Source organism: Candidatus Methylacidiphilales bacterium (assembly GCA_028713655.1).
Taxonomy (GTDB): Bacteria; Verrucomicrobiota; Verrucomicrobiia; order Methylacidiphilales; family JAAUTS01; genus JAQTNW01.
In genome coordinates this window covers 1-17,256 of record JAQTNW010000036.1, presented here as the reverse complement: position 1 = coordinate 17,256, position 17,256 = coordinate 1, and the positions used below count along the sequence as shown (strand labels likewise).

The window sequence follows — 17,256 nt, the reverse complement described above, 5'->3', positions numbered from 1 at the left end:
CCGCCGCGGCGGGCGGTGTGCGAAACATAAGACGCAAAGCCGCAAAAGATGCAAAAAGGAGGATTAAAAACCTAAAAACAGCTTGGTAGGCATCGCCAAATATTTCATCAACCACGACGTGGTTGCGGCCAAGTGTGTTACCTATGTTCTGACTGTGCCCTGCTTCTGACTTCTGACTTCTGAATTCATAATTCTGAATTCTGATTTCGTCTCAAAGAGCTTCCCAACCCCGCCCCCATCTGTCTAATAAGAAGGCATGAAGCGAATCGGTTCCATCCTGCTCTGGACGGCCATCAGTTGCCTGGGCGCCTTGTCCATCGGCCTGCTGGCATTAAACCGCGGAGAATCCGTCAACGCCATCTGGCTCGTCACCGCCGGACTTTGCACACTCGCCGTCAGTTACCGCTTTTACAGCAAATGGCTCATCACAAAAGTCCTGGTGCTCGACCCGCACCGCGCGCCCCCCGCCGTCACCCACCAGGACGGCATCGATTACGTCCCGACCCATCGCTGGATGGTCTTCGGGCACCACTTTGCGGCCATTGCCGGCCCCGGCCCTCTGGTCGGCCCGGTTCTGGCCGCGCAATTCGGCTATCTCCCCGGCACGCTCTGGCTGCTGGTCGGCGCAACCCTCGGCGGCGGCGTGCATGATCTCATCATCCTCTTCAGTTCCATCCGGCGCGGCGGCAAATCGCTCGGGCAAATGGTGAAGGAGGAAATCGGGCCGGAGATCGGCATCGTTTGCATTGTTAGTGTACTGGCAATCCTGGTGATTCTTCTGTCGGTCCTCGGACTTGTCGTCGTCAAAGCCATGGCGGAAAGCCCCTGGGGCGTCTTCACGGTCGCGATGACCATCCCGATTGCCTTTCTCATGGGCTGCGGCCTTCGCTACACAAAACTGGGTATCGGCTGGGTGAGCATACTCGGTGTGCTCGGCCTGCTGGCGTCGGTTTGGGCCGGACAATACCTGCACCAATTCCCGGGCATCGAGACCTGGTTTCTGCAAAGCGACCGTCGGCTGGCCTGGGCCGTGATGATCTACGGAGTTTCCGCCACCGCACTGCCAGTCTGGCTTTTGCTCGCCCCGCGCGATTATCTCAGCACCTTTCTAAAACTCGGCGCAGTGGCCTTGCTGGCCGTCGCCATCCTCATCCTCCAACCGCAATTGCACATGCCAGCCCTCACCCGTTTCATCGACGGCACGGGGCTTGTGTTCGCCGGGCCTGTGTTCCCCTTTGTCTGCATCACCATCGCCTGCGGGGCTGTCTCGGGCTTTCACAGCCTGGTCGCCTCCGGCACCACGCCCAAACTGATCGAACGCGAGCCCCAGATCCGAATGATCGGTTACGGCGCCATGGTCGTGGAAATGGTCGTCGGCCTGATGGCGCTGACCGCCGCCTGCGCCCTTGAACCAGGACAATATTTTGCCATCAACATGAAAGGCCCCGCGGCTGAAGTGGTCGCCCACGTCACTGCCGCAGGATTTCCAGTAACGGAAGCCGGCATGTCGGGACTCGCGGCGGAAATCGGCGAAAAAACAATGATCGGGCGCACCGGCGGCGCGCCGACCTTTGCGGTCGGCATGGCCAAAATGTTTTCCAAGGCCTTCGCCGACTCGGGCGCCCTCGCCCTCTGGTACCATTTCGCCATCATGTTCGAGGTCCTGTTCATTCTGCCCACGATTGACGCGGGAACGCGAGTCGGACGGTTTTTGTTCCAGGACCTGCTGGCTCATATTTGGAAACCTCTGGGCAACACGAAATCATGGACGGCGAACCTGGTTACCAGCATTGTGTTTGTCGCCGCGTGGGGATACTTTTTGTACCAGGGTGTGATCGATCCCCTCGGCGGCATCAACAGCCTCTGGCCGATTTTCGGGATCGCCAACCAGTTGCTGGCCGTCATCGCCCTCAGCCTCGGCTCGGTGATCCTGATCAAGATGGGCAAACAACGCTACCTGGCCGTAACCGCCGCCCCGCTTGCGTTTCTCGTCGCTGTGACCTTTTCCGCCGGCTGGATCAAAATATTTTCGCCGGATCCGAAGCTCGGGTTCTTGAGCGCCGCCGCTGAGTATGACAAACAAATAGGCGCCGCGAGTTTGCCGGAGCAAATTCACAGGCTGCAGACCCTGGCATTCAACATGCGGCTCGACGCCGTTGTGACGGGCGGATTTTTGATTCTGGTTCTGGTGATTGTGGCGGGGGCGCTCACCCACTGCGTGCGCATGCTGCGCGGAACGCTACACTACGAACTCAAGGAAAGCCCGTTTGTCGCCCTGCCGGAACAGGGATGAAAAAGAAGAATTCAGAAGGCGGGAGGCACTTTAAGGTACAAGAGCCGCATTCTCCAGCCGTTCTGCTATCCAGACCTTGATTCAATCACCCCAACCCTTCGGTGTCATTTAGCCGTGAGGCAACGCGGCAACTGCCTGCTTCCATTGTGAGCTCAACGAGCGTGTCGATTGGCTTGCCCCAACGGGGCAACGTTATTCAGCCAGGCGTGGAAAAGATTCCTAATGTCCACATTACATATGTTACTATCTTGCAGGTTGTTATTGTTTTTCTTTGACCTAATTAACCGCTTAAATTATATACCCTACGTATTCGATAGGGTTTATGGAATTTGCGCTGGATGTCCTTGGATGGGCTGCCTCTCAGATTCCCTGCTCCCCGGTAGGTCGAATCCATGCCACCACTCCAGTGCGGGCTTATTAATAAAATTTAGAGCTGGAACTTACCAGACCCCTGGCGGTTTTCGCGGAGTATGAAAAACCATGAAAATAGCCAAATATTTATCCATTTCCTGGGTCGTCGCCTCACTATTGCTGCTCTATCCGGCATTGGCCAACGCCGACACCGGAAACCCCAAAACCAATGTACATGAACTCGACAAAGTGGTGCAGTCAGACGCACCCGCCAGGAATGAAAAGGGCGCGCCTCTGCCCCTCCACACAATCGAAGGAACAGGCGGTATCCTCATTACCCCAACCGCTTACCTGGTGAATCCCGGGCCCAAAGACCAGATCTTCGGACTGCCCTCGGTTTCCGGCACCTACATTAACGCAGACCAAAAAAATATTGAAGTCTTCGCTCTGACCGAAACCCTGCTGCAGCGCGTCGAACTCGGATTTTCCGCCAGCCGGTTTGGCACCGGCAGCCTGCGTAATTCCGTGCTTGATGCAGGGGGCCCCGACATCAGACGGGACGACGTTTATCTGTACAACTTCAATGTACGCGGACTCATCATTCCTGAAAACAGCTTTAATGTCCCGGTACCCGCCATCACAGCGGGTATTTCCTACAAATACAATGATGGCATTGCCCAGATCAATAACCGTTTGGGCGGGGGACTCACCAACATCGGATACAAAAGCAACGACGGCGTGGACTTCACTCTGACGGCCAGCAAAACCTTCCCGAAGGTGTTCGACCGCCCGCTGCTGATTTCGGCAGGCGTCAGGTTGACTGAAGCCTCACAACTCGGTTATGTGGGCTTTGGCGACACCTACCAAGCCACTTTTGAAGGCAACATCGCCTACAACGTCACGGATTGGTTGTGGCTGGCCGGAGAATACCGCCAGAAAGACAATCCGTACACGCGCATCGGCAATCTGGTGCGTCCCGAAGAGGATTGGTACACCGTGGGCCTGGCCTTTGTGCCCAACAACCATATCACCATCACTGTCGGCTATGGCTATTTCGGAAACGTACTCGACACATCGGAAAAGACAGGCGTCGCAGCGCAGGTCAAATACGAATTCTAACCCGGCGCGGATTTGTCCGGGAGGAAAACGACCTCCCGGAAAGGTTGGATATAACCCCATGAACCATCCGGAAAACACCATCAGCCTTAACCCAAAACAAAAGGATCTCTTATGTCTCAGCACAATCTTGAAACCACAGCTCTTCATGCCGGTCAAACACCCGACTCTGCCACCGGTTCACGGGCCGTACCCATTTATCAAACCGCTTCCTATGTCTTCAAAGACACGGATCAGGCAGCCAATCGTTTCGCTCTGAAGGAATTCGGCAATATCTACACCCGCATCACAAACCCGACCAATGATGTGTTTGAACAGCGCGTTGCGGCTATCGAAGGCGGGAGCGGGGCCTTGGCGGTGGCCTCGGGGCAATCAGCGGAAACACTGGCGCTGCTGGCCATCACACAGGTCGGCGATGAAATCGTTTCCGCCAACAATCTGTACGGCGGCACCTACCAGCTCTTCCATTACACGCTGCCCAAGCTCGGCCGTACAGTTAGGTTCGTGGACTCGCGTAATCCGGAAGCGTTTCGCAAGGCCATCACGCCAAAGACACGAGCCCTGTACGCCGAAACCATCGGCAATCCCAAGCTCGATGTTCCGGACTTCGAGGCGCTGGCAAAAATCGCGCACGAAGCCGGCATTCCGCTGGTCGTGGACAACACTGTCGGTGTCGGATTGGTTCGTCCGTTTGATTATGGCGCGGACATCATCGTATCCTCCGCCACGAAATACATCGGCGGGCATGGTACATCTATCGGCGGGGTTATTGTCGATTCCGGAAAATTCAAATGGAACAACGGCAAGTTCCCCGAATTCACCGAACCCGATCCGAGCTATCACGGTCTGAAATACTGGGATGCCTTGAGCAACGTACCCGGTTTGGGAAACGTGGCATTCATCCTGAAAGTGCGCGTCACCCTTTTGCGCGACATTGGCCCGGCGCTCAGCCCGTTCAACGCCTTCCTGTTCCTGCAAGGACTGGAAACGCTCCCTCTTCGCCAGCGCCAGCACTCATCCAACGCACTCGAAGTGGCCCGGCACCTGAAATCGCATCCCTTGGTAAGCTGGGTGGCTTACTCCGGGTTGCCCGACGATCCCAGCCACCAGGTCGCCTCAAAATATTTGAAAAGCGGATTCGGCGGCCTCGTCGGCTTCGGTATCAAAGGCGGCCTTGAAACGGGAAAGAAATTCATCAACTCGGTGAAATTGCTCTCGCACCTCGCCAACATCGGCGACGCCAAGAGCTTGGTTATTCATCCGGCTTCCACCACGCACCAACAACTCACGCCGGAAGAGCAGTCGGAAACAGGCGTTACCCCGGATTACGTCCGGCTCTCCATCGGTTTGGAAAACGTGGAGGACATCAAAGCCGACATCGACCAGGCTTTGGCCGCCTCGCAGCAATGACCGCGCCTCATGGCCCCGCCACGCTTCACTCAGAACTGGTTCAAACCCGGTTTTTTGAGTTTGAACAACCGGACAATCCCCTGCAGCTCCGCTGCGGGGGTAGTCTGGGAAAATTCACACTGGCCTATGAGACGTATGGCCGCCTGAACGGAGACCGTTCCAACGCGATCCTGCTCTTTCATGCCATGACCGGCAGCCAGCACGCGTCCGGCTGGAACACCCAGGTGCTTGAAACCGACACACGCTGGACGGAAGAACTTCACGAGGGTTGGTGGGGCGGTTTTATTGGACCGGGCAAGGCGCTCGACACAAGAAAATTTTTCGTGATTTGCGCAAACTATCTCGGCGGCTGTTACGGTTCGACCGGCCCGGCATCGATCAACCCTGCAACCGGTCGTCGTTGGGCTTCGTCTTTTCCAGCGATCCGCATGGGAGACATTGTGGATTCCCAAATCAAACTGCTCGATCATCTTGGAATCGACCGCCTCCATGCCGTCATCGGATCTTCAATAGGCGGGTTTCTCTGCCAACACCTCGCTACACGCTATCCGGAAAGGGTTCGGAATATTATCCTGATTGGAACAGGCATCGAAACCACGATTTCACAGCGCATCATGAATTTTGAACAAATCACCGCCATTGAATCGGACCCAAACTTTCTTGGCGGAGATTACCACGAATCCAGCCGACCCGATATCGGACTGGCACTGGCAAGGCGAATCGCCCACAAAACATTTATTGCGCCGGATGCCCTGCGGGAACGCGCCCGCGATGAGGTCGTCAGCAGCAGGCCTCCATTCGGTTGGTATGAAATGAAAAACCCGGTCGAATCCTACATGCTCCACCAGGGCGAAAAATTTATCCGTCGTTTTGACGCCAACAGCTATCTGCGCATCCTGGATGCCTGGCAATGGTTCGATCTGCTGGAAGGAAGCAGCGCGAAAAACGTGGCGGAACTTTTTTCACGCTGCCGGGAACAGCATTTCCTGGTTTTCAGCATTGATTCGGATGTGGCTTTTCATCCCAAGGAACAAGAGCGCCTTGTACGCCTGCTCGAAAAAGCCCGGGCATCCGCAACATGGATCACCGTCCATTCCGACAAAGGGCACGATTCCTTCCTTTTGGAACCCTCCCTGTTTGGCCCCCATTTGACCTATGCCTTGGCTCAATGAATCTGATCAGCCTCAACCCAGCACCGATTCAAGCGGTAGGCCGGGATTGAGTTGCTTGGAGGCCAGCCACTCGGCATTGAAAAGCTTGGACTGGTATTTCGCCCCGGTATCGCAAAGAATCGTAACAATTGTCCGGCCCGGCCCCAGTTCGCGCGCGATGCGCAACGCCCCCGCCACATTCACACCCGAGGAAAGCCCCAGAAACAACCCCTCTTCGCGCAGCAGATGATAAACAAGAGTCAACGCCTCCTGGTCGGGAATGCGGTAGGCGTGATCCACAGAAATGCCTTCCAGATTCTTCGTCACCCGACCTTGGCCGATGCCCTCCGCCACCGAATCACCATCGTTGATTTCAGTGTGGCCCTGAGTGAACCACGACCACATGGCCGCGCCATAGGGGTCGGCACAAACCACTTTTACGCCAGGATTGTGCTCCTTCAGATACAGAGCCGTTCCCGCCAGTGTACCGCCCGTCCCCACCGCCGCCACAAAAGCGCAGACTTCGCCCGAAGTCTGTTCCCAAATCTCCGGGCCTGTGCTGCGGTAATGCGCCAGCCGATTTGCCGTGTTGTCAAACTGATCCGCCCAAAACCAGCCTTTCTCCTCCGCCAATCGGCGGGCCACTTTGTTGTAATTGCCGGGATCCTTGTAAGGCTTTTCAGGAACGGTAATCACTTCGGCTCCCAGAGTGCGCAGCAGAGTGATCTTTTCCACCGACTGTGTTTCGGGAATGACAATAACAGTGCGGTAACCTTTGGCATGGCCGATGACGGTGAGGCCAATGCCCGTGTTGCCAGCCGTGCCTTCAATGATGGTGCCGCCCGGCTTCAGTTTCCCATCGGCTTCCGCCGCGCTGATGATGCCCAGCGCAGCCCGGTCTTTGACCGAGCCACCGGGGTTCATGAATTCCGCCTTGCCGAGAATTTCACACCCCGTCAATTCGGAGAGATGGCGCAGGCGGATCAGCGGCGTCCGGCCCACATGATGATCGATTCCATAATAGCGGGAAGAACTCATTCTTTAAAAACCCTTTAAATAATCCAATCGTAGTCCGCCGTTTTTTTTCGAATGGCCTTGTCACGGATCACCAATTGTTTTTCCTCATAAACCACCAGCGAATCTGGCGGGACACTATAAACCAGAAACACGTTTGCGCCAATGGTCGAATTCGCTCCAATGACCGTTTCCCCGCCGAGGATGGTCGAGTTCGGGTAAATCGTCACATGGTCTTCCACATCAGGGTGGCGTTTGCCTCCCTTCACAACCCGCCCGGCTTCATCCTTGGCGAAGCTGCGCGCCCCCAGTGTGACCCCGTGGTACAGCTTCACCCGGTTGCCAATGCGGCAAGTCTCGCCAATCACCACACCGGTGCCGTGGTCGATGAAAAAATGCGAGCCGATTTTTGCCCCCGGATGAATGTCAATGCCGGTCACCGCATGCGCCCATTCTGTCATCATCCGCGGCACAATCGGCGCCCCGGCTTTATGCAGCACATGGGCCAGGCGCTGGATCGCTATAGCTTCAACGAATGGGTAGGATAGAATAACCTCCTCGCGATGCAGGGTGGCGGGATCGTTTTCAAAGGCAGTTTCGATGTCACTGCGCAGCAGTTCGCGCACTTTGGGCAGGGATTTGCAGAACTGTTTCAGGATGGGCGGGGTACGACCGGTCGGCTTTTTGGGATTGCCGATGCGGACACTGCGCCGCACCTGTTCCTCCAGGCGCAAAGCCATGTCCGACAAACGGTCACTCGTCAAGTCTGCGACCGTTCCGTGGTGTACCGCGTCATCATCGTGAAACCCGGGAAACAGGATCTGCAACAAGTCCCTGCAAATCAATCCAACGGCGCGCTTGGACGGCATGTTGTGGTCGTCCCGATTGTTCCATCCGCCTGTCTGCTCGTAGGAGGCAAGCAGCGCGGGCACATATTCATCGTAGGGCCTGTCCGGCAAGATCGACAATTCCTGCACATGTTCATGTTCCGGGCATTTTACGCCCTGCTCCGAACGGACGGTGACGGGGCGGCTCATGCGGGTTTGGACAATTGATGCAGGGCGTTGACGAGGGTATCCACTTCCGCGCGGGTGTTGTAAAACGCCAGCGAAGGACGCACCGTGCTTTCCAGCCCGAAGCGGCGCACGGCCGGCTGGGCGCAGTGATGCCCGGAACGCACTGCGATGCCATAACGGTCCAGGTGTTTGGCCACCTGCTCGGAAGGAATCCCCGGGATAACAAATGAAAGAACGCTGGCCTTGGCCGCAGCCGTACCGATGGGACGCAGCCCCGGAACTGTTGCCAGTGCGGCAGCGGCATATTCGAGCAGTTCATGCTCGTAAGCCGCCACAGCGGGAAGGCCGAGACCTGTCAAATAATCCAACGCCGCGCCGAGACCAACCACTCCCGCTATGTCCTGTGTGCCCGCCTCAAACTTCTGCGGATGGCTCTGGTAGGTCGTTTTCGCGAACGTGACATCCTGGATCATGTGCCCGCCGCCCTGCCAGGGCGGCAACTGCTCCAGCCACTTCGACTTGCCGTAGAGCACCCCAATGCCCGTCGGCCCAAACACCTTATGCCCGGAAAAGGCAAAAAAATCAGCATCCAGGGCCTGCACATTAACCGGCATGTGCGGTGTCGATTGCGCTCCATCCACCAGTACCGGCACGCCATGCGCATGCGCCAGGGCTATAATTTGCTCCACCGGATTGATGGTGCCCAGCGCATTCGCCACATGCGTCACGGAAACAAGCTTCGTGCGCGAACTAATCAACCCTGCAAATTGCTCCAAAATCAATTCCCCGCGGTCGTTGATCGGAGCCACCCGGATCACCGCGCCGGTCTGCTCCAACAACAATTGCCAGGGCACAATATTCGCGTGATGCTCCAGGGTCGTGAGTAAAATTTCGTCGCCCGGACCGATGAATTTTCTGCCGTAGGTTTGCGCCACAAGGTTGATGGCCTCGGTTGTGCCGCGCGCAAAAACAATCTCGCGAGCATCCGCGGCGCCAAGGAAACGGCGCGCTTTTTCGCGCCCGCCCTCGTAAAGCTCCGTGGCCCGCGCTGCCAGCACATGGGCTGCGCGGTGGATATTGGAATTATCCCGCCCGTAGAACTTGGAAGTCGCATCGATCACACTTTGCGGCTTGTGCGTGGTGGCCGCGTTGTCGAGCCAGATGAGTTGCCGTCCGTTAACCTGCTGGTGTAAGGCCGGGAAATCTCTGCGGACGGATTCCACGTCAAACACTGAACGGATCGGCACTGACGCGGGGTTGAAACCTGCCGCAGTGTTCTTGCCCACGGAAGCTGGTTCACTCAAGAAATAATAAAAAGGCGCTGCCAAAGGCTCGCTGCGGGCAGACTCAGCCGCTACAGTTTCTGTAGGGCTTTTTATCCCGGCTTCCGACTCGGTGTGAGAGGGAACGCAGCGCGGCTCCCCGAAAGGATAGGAATCCGCCGCACCCGGACAATGCCCCCCGGTTTCCGGTTCCCGGGTGCTGCTTTGTGAGGCGGGATGTACCGGCGGAGCATAGGGCCTGGTTTCGGGAGGATAGGCGCCAGCCAACCCGGTGTCATGAACCGGGGTTGCCGGAGCTTTCAGCCGCTCTGCCTGTGTTGAGCCTGCGAACCCTCTAAAGAGTTCAGTGGCCAACCGCGCAATCAGCGCTGTGTCGGCAAAGTCCCCTTCCACTGTCGTCGGCTCGTGCTCAAGCTTTGGGATAGACATATTCGTGATAGTTGCCGACCTGGACGTTGTCGAGGCGCGCGATGGCGTCTTCCGTCAGAACCGCGGCGGAAAAATAACGCGTAACGAGATGCGAAGCAATGGAGCGTTCATTGGTCCCCATGTAGCGGACCGAAAGCCCCGGTTCTACTTCCCCGGTGACGCCTGCTTTTTGCAAACCGACCACACCCTGCTCGGATTCGCCCACGCGGAGCAGCAAAATGCTGGTGGCGTTGCCTTTGATTTCCAATTTGTCGCTTGGAATCAGGGGCACGCCACGCCAGGTCAAAAATGGCGAACCAAACAGGCTTACGGTGACAGGCGGCACGCCCCGGCGGGTGGCCTCGCGTCCAAAGGCGGCAATGGCCTTCGGATGGCCCAGAAAATAAGCCGGCTTTTTCCAGACCAGCGTAAGCAGTTCGTCGAGATCATCCGGTGTGGGAGAACCTTTGCGCGTCTCAATGCGCTGGGACGGCGCCACTTCGCGCAACAATCCAAACTCGGGGTTGTTGAGTAACTCCCATTCCTCGCGTTCCTTGAGCGCCTCAATGGTGAGGCGGATTTGCTCGCGCAATTGGTCGATTTTATTGCTGTACAAGTCGGTGACCCGCGTGTGCGTATGCAGCACCGTCTGAATCGTTGTCAAATGATACTCGCGCGGGTCCGTCTCGTAATCGACAAAAGTCGTTGGCAGCAGCGGCTCCCCGCTATCAACAGTCAACAAATCAATTTTGACTTCGCCATGCCCGTTGGCGGCGGAACCTTTTTTGGCGCGGGCCACATGGTTGACGCGGTACACACCGCCATCCACATGCACATAGGGCAGAAGACGCAGCAGCCAGCGCGGCGTGATCTGCGACATTTGCGGTACGGTTACGGAAGCGGTGGCGAGGTTGCGCGCCGCGGCGGCGCTCAAGCTCAAGGGAGAGGACGGATTGGGGTTGGTATCTTTGCTCATTTTTTTGATGGTTGACGTTTAAAGGCATGTAACGCCATGTCCGGCCAGATTGAAAGGTTCGGCGTCTTCAGCCCGATGAGGGGAAGACAAAAAGCGCGCGGGCAAACGCTGGCTTTGGATTTTTTTAATCCGACCGGTATCTGAACACAACTGGACATGAACATTGTTTCAATTTCATGGAACCTCCAGATGACCGGTGGGCTGCCGTTTGGGTTTAACCTGTTGCCACCGTTGACGGTGCAATAATATTAAAATTACATTGAATCGGCCGAGGATGATGTCAAGCACTCATCCGGCACGAAAACATGGCAGAGGGAGCGGCCGGTTCTCCCATTTTTCGTGGCTTGGGCGCCCGCCCCGCCCAGCATTTAGTCTGCACAGCTCAGCTGTGAGATGCGCAGACTAAAGGCCCACTTCCGCATCCCGATAAACCCCCGCCTTCCATTCCTTGCGTTCCGGCGCGCTATTCAGGATTTTGACTTTCCCTTCAACGCGGACGCCCCCGGCACAACGAACCGGGCCTTTGATCTCCAACGATTGGCAGGCTTTCAACGAGGGAACGGCATCTCCAAACGCGAGTTCAAACGAATCCATCATTTTGTAATGCCCGTCTTCCAGCCGGATGGCGGGAGGCACGCCGTTCCGCTCCGGCGCCAGTTCCAAGGTGAAATCCTTGTTGATCCGATACGCGTCGGAACGCAGCGCCAGAAGATCCGATGTGGTTTTCACCGGGGCAAAACGACGCCTCGGCACCACAACCGCACCCGCCCCTTCAAACAACTGGATGGCCGCGCCCATCGCCGTTTCAAGCTGGACCACCTGCGGCGATTTTTTGTTCCGCGGATCCACCGTCTTGATGTTCCGGATCAGCGGCAGCGGCAAAACATCCCCGTTCGCCTTCAATTCCTGCTCCAGCCGGTCCACCCTCACCCACAGATTGTTGGTGTTGAAAAAGCGGTGCCGGGTGATGTCCTGAAATACGGCTCCATCCTCATCGCGACACTGCGCCGATTCGCGCAACAGCAATCGCCCGTCTTCCGCATTCCGGGCCAGATGCCCGCCCTTCTTGTCCGATGCGGTGCGTTCCGCAACTTCCATCAGGAACGGAATCTCCGAGGTGGCAAAATAATCCAACAACCCCAGATCCAGATTTGCCCCCAGGTTGTCGGAATTCGAAATGAAAAGATAACGAATCCCCAGACGGCTGAATTTTTCCATCAATCCGCAGGCGGCAAGCGTCGGGTAAAGGTCACCATGTCCGGGCGGACACCACTCCAGTTCCGGCTGCTCGGGCCATTCCACTGGCAGCAACGTGTCGGCGCACAGCTTCGGCGCTTTCGATTGAATCAACTGCAACGGCAAGTCTCCTCCTCCCAGATCCGGATACGTCTGAAGATGCCTGAGCGTGTCAACACTGGTGTTGAAACTGTTAAGCACCAGAAAACGAAGCGGCGCGTGAAATTTTTCACGCAGATGCAGAATTTGGCGGGCCGTAAAATCGAGAAAATTCAGGCCGTTCTTGACCTCAATCAACGACTTCGCCTTGTCGAGCCCCATGCTCGTTCCCAGTCCCCCGTTGAGCTTGAAAACGACGGTCTGCGAAACAAGCTCGGACGCCCGCTCATTTGAAATTTCCCTCCGGAATTCCTCCAGGCGCGGCAGATTTTCAACCGGCTGGATGGAGCCCTCGGGAATCAGCCCCGTCTCACCGGAAACCAAGGCGAGGTAATTTTGGCGAAATGCGCGAATGACCGTGCAGCCCAGCCCGGCCTGGCGCATTTTTAATTCAACAAGCTTCAGCGCATCCATTATTCCTCATTCTTGCCCTGGCTGAGCGCGGCTACCACATTCATGTCGTCCAACGTCGTGATGTCGCCCTTGACCTTGCCGCTCGTGGCAATTTCCTTCAACAAGCGGCGCATGATTTTCCCGCTGCGGGTCTTGGGCAGGGCCTCCGCAAACCGGATCTCGTCCGGCTTGGCTATGGAGCCAATCTCGCGGGCCACATGGGCGCGCAACTCGGCCAACAGTTCGTCGGACGCGGTTTCCCCCGTCTTCAACGTTACAAACGCGACAATCGCCTGCCCTTTTAGCTCATCCGGCTTGCCAACCACGGCGGCCTCGGCCACTTTTCCATGGCTGACAAGGGCGCTTTCGATTTCCGCAGTACCCAGGCGGTGCCCGGAAACGTTCAGCACGTCGTCAATCCGCCCCACAATCCAAAAATAGCCCTTCTTGTCCCTGCGGGCGCCGTCCCCGGTGAAATAACAGCCCTTGACGTCGCTCCAATACTGCGTCCGATAACGGGTCGCATCTCCATAAATCGTACGCAACATGGAAGGCCACGGACGCCGGATGACGAGCTTGCCGCCCTGGCCCGCGGGAACTTCCTTCCCGTTTTCGTCAACGACAGCCATATCGACGCCAAAGAACGGCAGGCCCGCGGACCCCGGATGCATCGGCACGGCCCCGGGCAGCGTGGTCACCATGTGCGCGCCGGTTTCCGTCTGCCACCAGGTATCGACGATGGGGCAGCGTTCCTTGCCAATCACCTTGTAATACCACATCCATGCCTCGGGATTAATCGGCTCGCCGACTGATCCGAGCAGGCGAAGCGAACTCAAATCGTGCTTCTTCACCCAGTCATCGCCCCATTTCATGAAGGCGCGAATGGCCGTGGGGGCGGTGTAAAATATATTCACGCGATGCCGCTCAATGATGTCCCAAAAGCGGTCGGCCTTGGGATGGTTCGGCGTCCCTTCGTACATCAGTGAGGTGCCACCGTTGGAAAGTATGCCATAAACAACATAGGAATGGCCGGTGACCCATCCAATATCCGCCGTGCACCAGAAAATGTCGTCTTCCTTGAGGTCAAAGACATATTTTGTGCTCAAATGGCAGCCTAACAAATAGCCGGCCGTCGTGTGCAGGATGCCCTTCGGCTTGCCCGTGCTGCCGCTGGTATAAAGAATGAACAACGGATGCTCACTATCGAGTTGCGCGGCCGGGCATTCCGGCGAAGCAGCCTCCATCAATTCGTGCCACCAGCGGTCCAGCGCGCCCATCACGACTTCCCCGCCCGTGCGTTTCAAAACAATCACGCGCTTCACCGTCGGGCACTGCGTGACCGCGGCATCCACATTTACCTTCAACCCCGAGGCCTGGCCCCTGCGAAATCCGCCATCAGCCGTCACCACCAATTTGACGCCGCTGTCATTAATGCGGTCCTTCAGGGATTCCGCGCTGAACCCGCCAAAGACGACAGTATGCACCGCGCCGATGCGCGTGCAGGCCAGCATGGCCACAACCGCCTCCGGCACCATGGGCAGGTAAATCGCCACGCGATCCCCGGCTTTCACGCCTTCGGATTTCAGGACGTTGGCAAATTTGCAAACCTGCGTGTACAACTGCTGATAGGTCAACGTGACCTGGTCGCCGGGCTCGCCCTCCCAGATCAAGGCCGCCTTGTTCCGGCGGGGCCCTTTGACATGCCTGTCAATGCAGTTATAGCTAACATTCAGTTTACCGCCGACAAACCACTCGGCAAAAGGGCTGCGCCATTTCAACAGCGTCTTCCACGGCTTGAACCAATCCAGTTCCTTCGCCATCCTGCCCCAGAATTTGTCCGGCTTTTCGAGCGATTGCCGGTGCAGCTTGCGGTATTCCTTTTCCGACCGGATCCAGGCGCTCTTTACAAAAGCCGCCTTGGGTTTGAAGGACCGGGTTTCTTTCAAAATATTGTCAATATTTTCGCCGCTCATAAGATTAATTGGATGATTGTGAAGACCGTTGTGTTGGTTGACCAAGCTAACAAAGTTATTTTCCGTGGCAATCCCAACCCTGTAACTTTTTTGGAGTGAGGCGGCACAACACCGCTTTCCCCCTACGGGCGACATGTCGCCCGTTACCAAAGCGCAGACATGTCTGCGCACTCCAAAACGCTTCGCTTTAAGAGGAGAGCCGACGCAGCGCCTCGGAAACAATGTCCTCAACCGGGCTCAACCGCCCCAACCCCTCATAACCGCAGGCAAGAAGCCCCTCGGCCGGGCCGATACACTGTACCCCCCGGCTTTTCAGCAACTCCATGTTGCTTTGCGTGGCGGGATGTTTCCACATTTTCCCGTTCATGGCCGGGGCCACAAGCACAGGGGCGGGGGTTGCCAGTAAAATCGCGGACAAGGCATCGTCGGCCAACCCGTGGGCCATCTTCGCCAGGACATTGGCCGTGGCGGGAGCCACCAGCACCAGGTCGGCCGCATCCGCCAGCTCGATGTGCGTCGGGCGCCCGAGCTGCTCTTCGTCCCAAAGATTCGTAGTCACGGCGCGGTGCGTAAGGGCGCTCAGGGTCATCGCGCTGATAAAACGCTGCGCATCCTGCGTGATGACCACATCCACCAGCACTCCCTTCTGCGTCAATAAACTCGCAATGTCGGCCGCTTTGTACGCCGCGATCGATCCCGTAATGCCAAGAATCATCCGTTTCGATTTGCTCATGTTATGCCTTATGTTCCGATCGTTTGCTGAGGGAACGTTCCGCTGTCATGATGGCGCGGAATTTTGCCAGGTCTTCCTCCATGGTCGAACTCACCACCGTATATTTGTATTCCCGCCACATCCCCATCTCGCGAATCGCATTTTTCAGGCGCACCTGGATTTGTTCCTCGGTCTCCGTCCCGCGCTTGCGCAGGCGTCGTTCGAGTTCCCGGGAATCCGGCGGCATGATAAACACATCCACAAGCGCATCCTGCACCCGGGGATCGGCAATGGCCCGGATTTTACTCGCACCCTCCACATCGATGTCCAACAGCACGTCCGTCCCCTTCCCGACCAGGTCCAGAACCTTGTCTTTCGGGGTCCCGTAACGATTTCCATGCACCACCGCCCATTCCAAAAAGTCACCCCGCGCCACGCGCGACTGAAATTCGTCGTCCGCCAGAAAATAATAATCCACACCGTCGCTTTCCCCCGGGCGGGGCTTGCGCGTCGTGCAGGAAACGGAAAAAACAAAGTCCGGCGTCTTCCGTAAATTCTGGCAGAGCGTGGATTTGCCGGTGCCGGAGGGTGCGGAAACAACAAAAATGATGCCGCGGCGTGTAGGGTTGGTTTCCGGATTCATGAGAGCAGTTATTCCAGATTCTGCACCTGTTCACGGATTTTTTCGAGCTCGGTCTTCAACTCCACCACCCTTCGGGAAACCTCAAGATCGTTTGCCTTGCTGCCGATGGTATTCACCTCCCGGCTGATCTCCTGCAACAAAAAATCCAGGTTGCGGCCGATGGCTTCCGGGGTTTTAAGCAACCTCCGCGCCTCCGCAAAATGCGCACGCAGCCGCGTAAGCTCTTCCGTCGTGTCACAGCGGTCTGAAAATATGACGATCTCCTTCAACAACCGCTCATCGTCCAAAGCCACCTGAAGGCCCGATTCCTCAAGCCGCTTTTGCAGGTTCTGGCGGTAGCGCAGCAGAATATCCTCCCTGCGCGCCTCGACACGCGCAACCGAGGCGTCGAGCCGGGTCATCTGGCCCGCCAGTTCACGGCAAAGAAAATGCCCCTCGCGCATGCGCGACTTCTGAAAGCCGTCCACAGCCTTCTCCAGCACCTGCAGCACCTTGGCATTGAACTTTTCGTCCTGGCCCTCGTGCTTCTCATCATCCAGCACGCCCGGTAAATTAAGCAAATACTCCAGGCTGACGCAGCCGGCATGGCCGATTTCCGAGGCAATCGACTTCAACTCCCTATCATACGCGCGCAGTTTTTTCCGGTTGATGCGCAGCTTTCTCTCCCCGGCCTCGTTGGCTTTGAGAAAAACAGAAACCGTCACGCGCCCGCGGCTCACATGCTTTTGAATATGCTCGCGCACGGACGATTCCAGCGCAGCGAGCTCGCGCGGCAGGTTGATGGCAAGGTCGGCGCCTTTCCGGCTGTTGATCGACGTGATTTCCACCTTGATCTTCCGCCCGTTCACGTTTGCCTCGGCGGACCCAAATCCTGTCATGCTCTTCATTTGAGGAGATATTTCGCGGCTTCCTGCACGTCCTTGTCGCCGCGCCCGGAAAGATTGACCAGCAGAATTTGGTCCTTGTCCATTTTCGGCGCTTCCTTCATCGCAAAGGCCACCGCATGGGCGGATTCCAGCGCCGGGATGATTCCTTCGAGCGACGACAGTTTGCGGAACGCATCCAGGGCCTCCGTATCGGTGGCGTAGGTGTATTGCGCGCGGCCGATATCGCGCAAATACG

The 17,256-nt window shown here is 57.1% G+C and carries 14 protein-coding genes; 4 read left to right on the top strand and 10 right to left on the bottom strand.

What is annotated here, in order from left to right:
- Positions 1-256: 256 nt before the first annotated feature.
- From PHD76_11390 to PHD76_11375, 4 genes are all read left to right on the top strand, one after another.
- Positions 257-2,293 (top strand): carbon starvation CstA family protein, encoded by a 2,037-nt coding sequence (locus PHD76_11390; protein MDD5262438.1) that lies wholly within the window; start codon positions 257-259, stop codon positions 2,291-2,293.
- Between the two features lie 480 nt (positions 2,294-2,773).
- On the top strand, positions 2,774-3,763 hold the full coding sequence (locus PHD76_11385) for a DUF3034 family protein (GenBank protein ID MDD5262437.1): 990 nt from the start codon (positions 2,774-2,776) through the stop codon (positions 3,761-3,763).
- Positions 3,764-3,874: 111 nt separating this feature from the next.
- On the top strand, positions 3,875-5,170 hold the full coding sequence (locus tag PHD76_11380) for an O-acetylhomoserine aminocarboxypropyltransferase/cysteine synthase (protein ID MDD5262436.1): 1,296 nt from the start codon (positions 3,875-3,877) through the stop codon (positions 5,168-5,170).
- Complete coding sequence (locus tag PHD76_11375) at positions 5,167-6,342, top strand: homoserine O-acetyltransferase (GenBank protein ID MDD5262435.1); 1,176 nt, start codon at positions 5,167-5,169, stop codon at positions 6,340-6,342. Before PHD76_11380 ends, PHD76_11375 begins: the two co-directional genes overlap by 4 nt.
- A 12-nt stretch (positions 6,343-6,354) precedes the next feature.
- Here PHD76_11375 and PHD76_11370 read toward each other — a convergent pair whose 3' ends face one another.
- From PHD76_11370 to PHD76_11325, 10 genes are all read right to left on the bottom strand, one after another.
- Positions 6,355-7,359, bottom strand: coding sequence for a cysteine synthase A (locus PHD76_11370; protein ID MDD5262434.1), 1,005 nt, complete (start codon positions 7,357-7,359; stop codon positions 6,355-6,357).
- A gap of 14 nt (positions 7,360-7,373) precedes the next feature.
- The gene (locus PHD76_11365) at positions 7,374-8,372 is read right to left on the bottom strand and encodes a serine O-acetyltransferase (protein ID MDD5262433.1); all 999 of its coding nucleotides are present in this window, start codon (positions 8,370-8,372) and stop codon (positions 7,374-7,376) included.
- Positions 8,369-10,063, bottom strand: coding sequence for a cysteine desulfurase (locus PHD76_11360; GenBank protein MDD5262432.1), 1,695 nt, complete (start codon positions 10,061-10,063; stop codon positions 8,369-8,371). Before PHD76_11360 ends, PHD76_11365 begins: the two co-directional genes overlap by 4 nt.
- Complete coding sequence (locus tag PHD76_11355) at positions 10,044-11,018, bottom strand: family 2A encapsulin nanocompartment shell protein (protein ID MDD5262431.1); 975 nt, start codon at positions 11,016-11,018, stop codon at positions 10,044-10,046. Before PHD76_11355 ends, PHD76_11360 begins: the two co-directional genes overlap by 20 nt.
- Positions 11,019-11,420: 402 nt before the next feature.
- The gene (locus PHD76_11350) at positions 11,421-12,827 is read right to left on the bottom strand and encodes a UTP--glucose-1-phosphate uridylyltransferase (protein MDD5262430.1); all 1,407 of its coding nucleotides are present in this window, start codon (positions 12,825-12,827) and stop codon (positions 11,421-11,423) included.
- Positions 12,827-14,779 (bottom strand): acetate--CoA ligase, encoded by a 1,953-nt coding sequence (gene acs, locus PHD76_11345; GenBank protein ID MDD5262429.1) that lies wholly within the window; start codon positions 14,777-14,779, stop codon positions 12,827-12,829. Before acs ends, PHD76_11350 begins: the two co-directional genes overlap by 1 nt.
- A gap of 187 nt (positions 14,780-14,966) precedes the next feature.
- Positions 14,967-15,512, bottom strand: coding sequence for a flavoprotein (locus PHD76_11340; protein MDD5262428.1), 546 nt, complete (start codon positions 15,510-15,512; stop codon positions 14,967-14,969).
- Position 15,513: 1 nt separating this feature from the next.
- Entirely contained in the window at positions 15,514-16,134 is a 621-nt protein-coding gene (gene gmk / locus PHD76_11335; protein ID MDD5262427.1) for a guanylate kinase, read from the bottom strand.
- Positions 16,135-16,142: 8 nt separating this feature from the next.
- Positions 16,143-17,021 carry a YicC family protein gene (locus tag PHD76_11330; protein MDD5262426.1) on the bottom strand — a complete coding sequence of 293 codons (879 nt, stop codon included), beginning with the start codon at positions 17,019-17,021 and terminating at the stop codon, positions 16,143-16,145.
- Positions 17,018-17,256 (bottom strand): tryptophan synthase subunit beta (locus PHD76_11325; GenBank protein ID MDD5262425.1); only part of this gene is annotated, 239 nt, incomplete at its 5' end. The genes PHD76_11325 and PHD76_11330, both read right to left, overlap by 4 nt.

Bases quoted from the DNA above. Each gene is read 5' to 3' on its own strand.
- PHD76_11380 (MDD5262436.1), top strand. From the start codon at position 3,875: ATGTCTCAGCACAATCTTGAAACCACAGCTCTTCATGCCGGTCAAACA.
- PHD76_11330 (MDD5262426.1), bottom strand. From the start codon at position 17,021: ATGAAGAGCATGACAGGATTTGGGTCCGCCGAGGCAAACGTGAACGGG.
- PHD76_11365 (MDD5262433.1), bottom strand. From the start codon at position 8,372: ATGAGCCGCCCCGTCACCGTCCGTTCGGAGCAGGGCGTAAAATGCCCG.
- PHD76_11355 (MDD5262431.1), bottom strand. From the start codon at position 11,018: ATGAGCAAAGATACCAACCCCAATCCGTCCTCTCCCTTGAGCTTGAGC.
- PHD76_11390 (MDD5262438.1), top strand. From the start codon at position 257: ATGAAGCGAATCGGTTCCATCCTGCTCTGGACGGCCATCAGTTGCCTG.
- acs (MDD5262429.1), bottom strand. From the start codon at position 14,779: ATGAGCGGCGAAAATATTGACAATATTTTGAAAGAAACCCGGTCCTTC.
- PHD76_11385 (MDD5262437.1), top strand. From the start codon at position 2,774: ATGAAAATAGCCAAATATTTATCCATTTCCTGGGTCGTCGCCTCACTA.
- PHD76_11350 (MDD5262430.1), bottom strand. From the start codon at position 12,827: ATGGATGCGCTGAAGCTTGTTGAATTAAAAATGCGCCAGGCCGGGCTG.
- PHD76_11375 (MDD5262435.1), top strand. From the start codon at position 5,167: ATGACCGCGCCTCATGGCCCCGCCACGCTTCACTCAGAACTGGTTCAA.
- PHD76_11360 (MDD5262432.1), bottom strand. From the start codon at position 10,063: ATGTCTATCCCAAAGCTTGAGCACGAGCCGACGACAGTGGAAGGGGAC.
- gmk (MDD5262427.1), bottom strand. From the start codon at position 16,134: ATGAATCCGGAAACCAACCCTACACGCCGCGGCATCATTTTTGTTGTT.
- PHD76_11370 (MDD5262434.1), bottom strand. From the start codon at position 7,359: ATGAGTTCTTCCCGCTATTATGGAATCGATCATCATGTGGGCCGGACG.
- PHD76_11340 (MDD5262428.1), bottom strand. From the start codon at position 15,512: ATGAGCAAATCGAAACGGATGATTCTTGGCATTACGGGATCGATCGCG.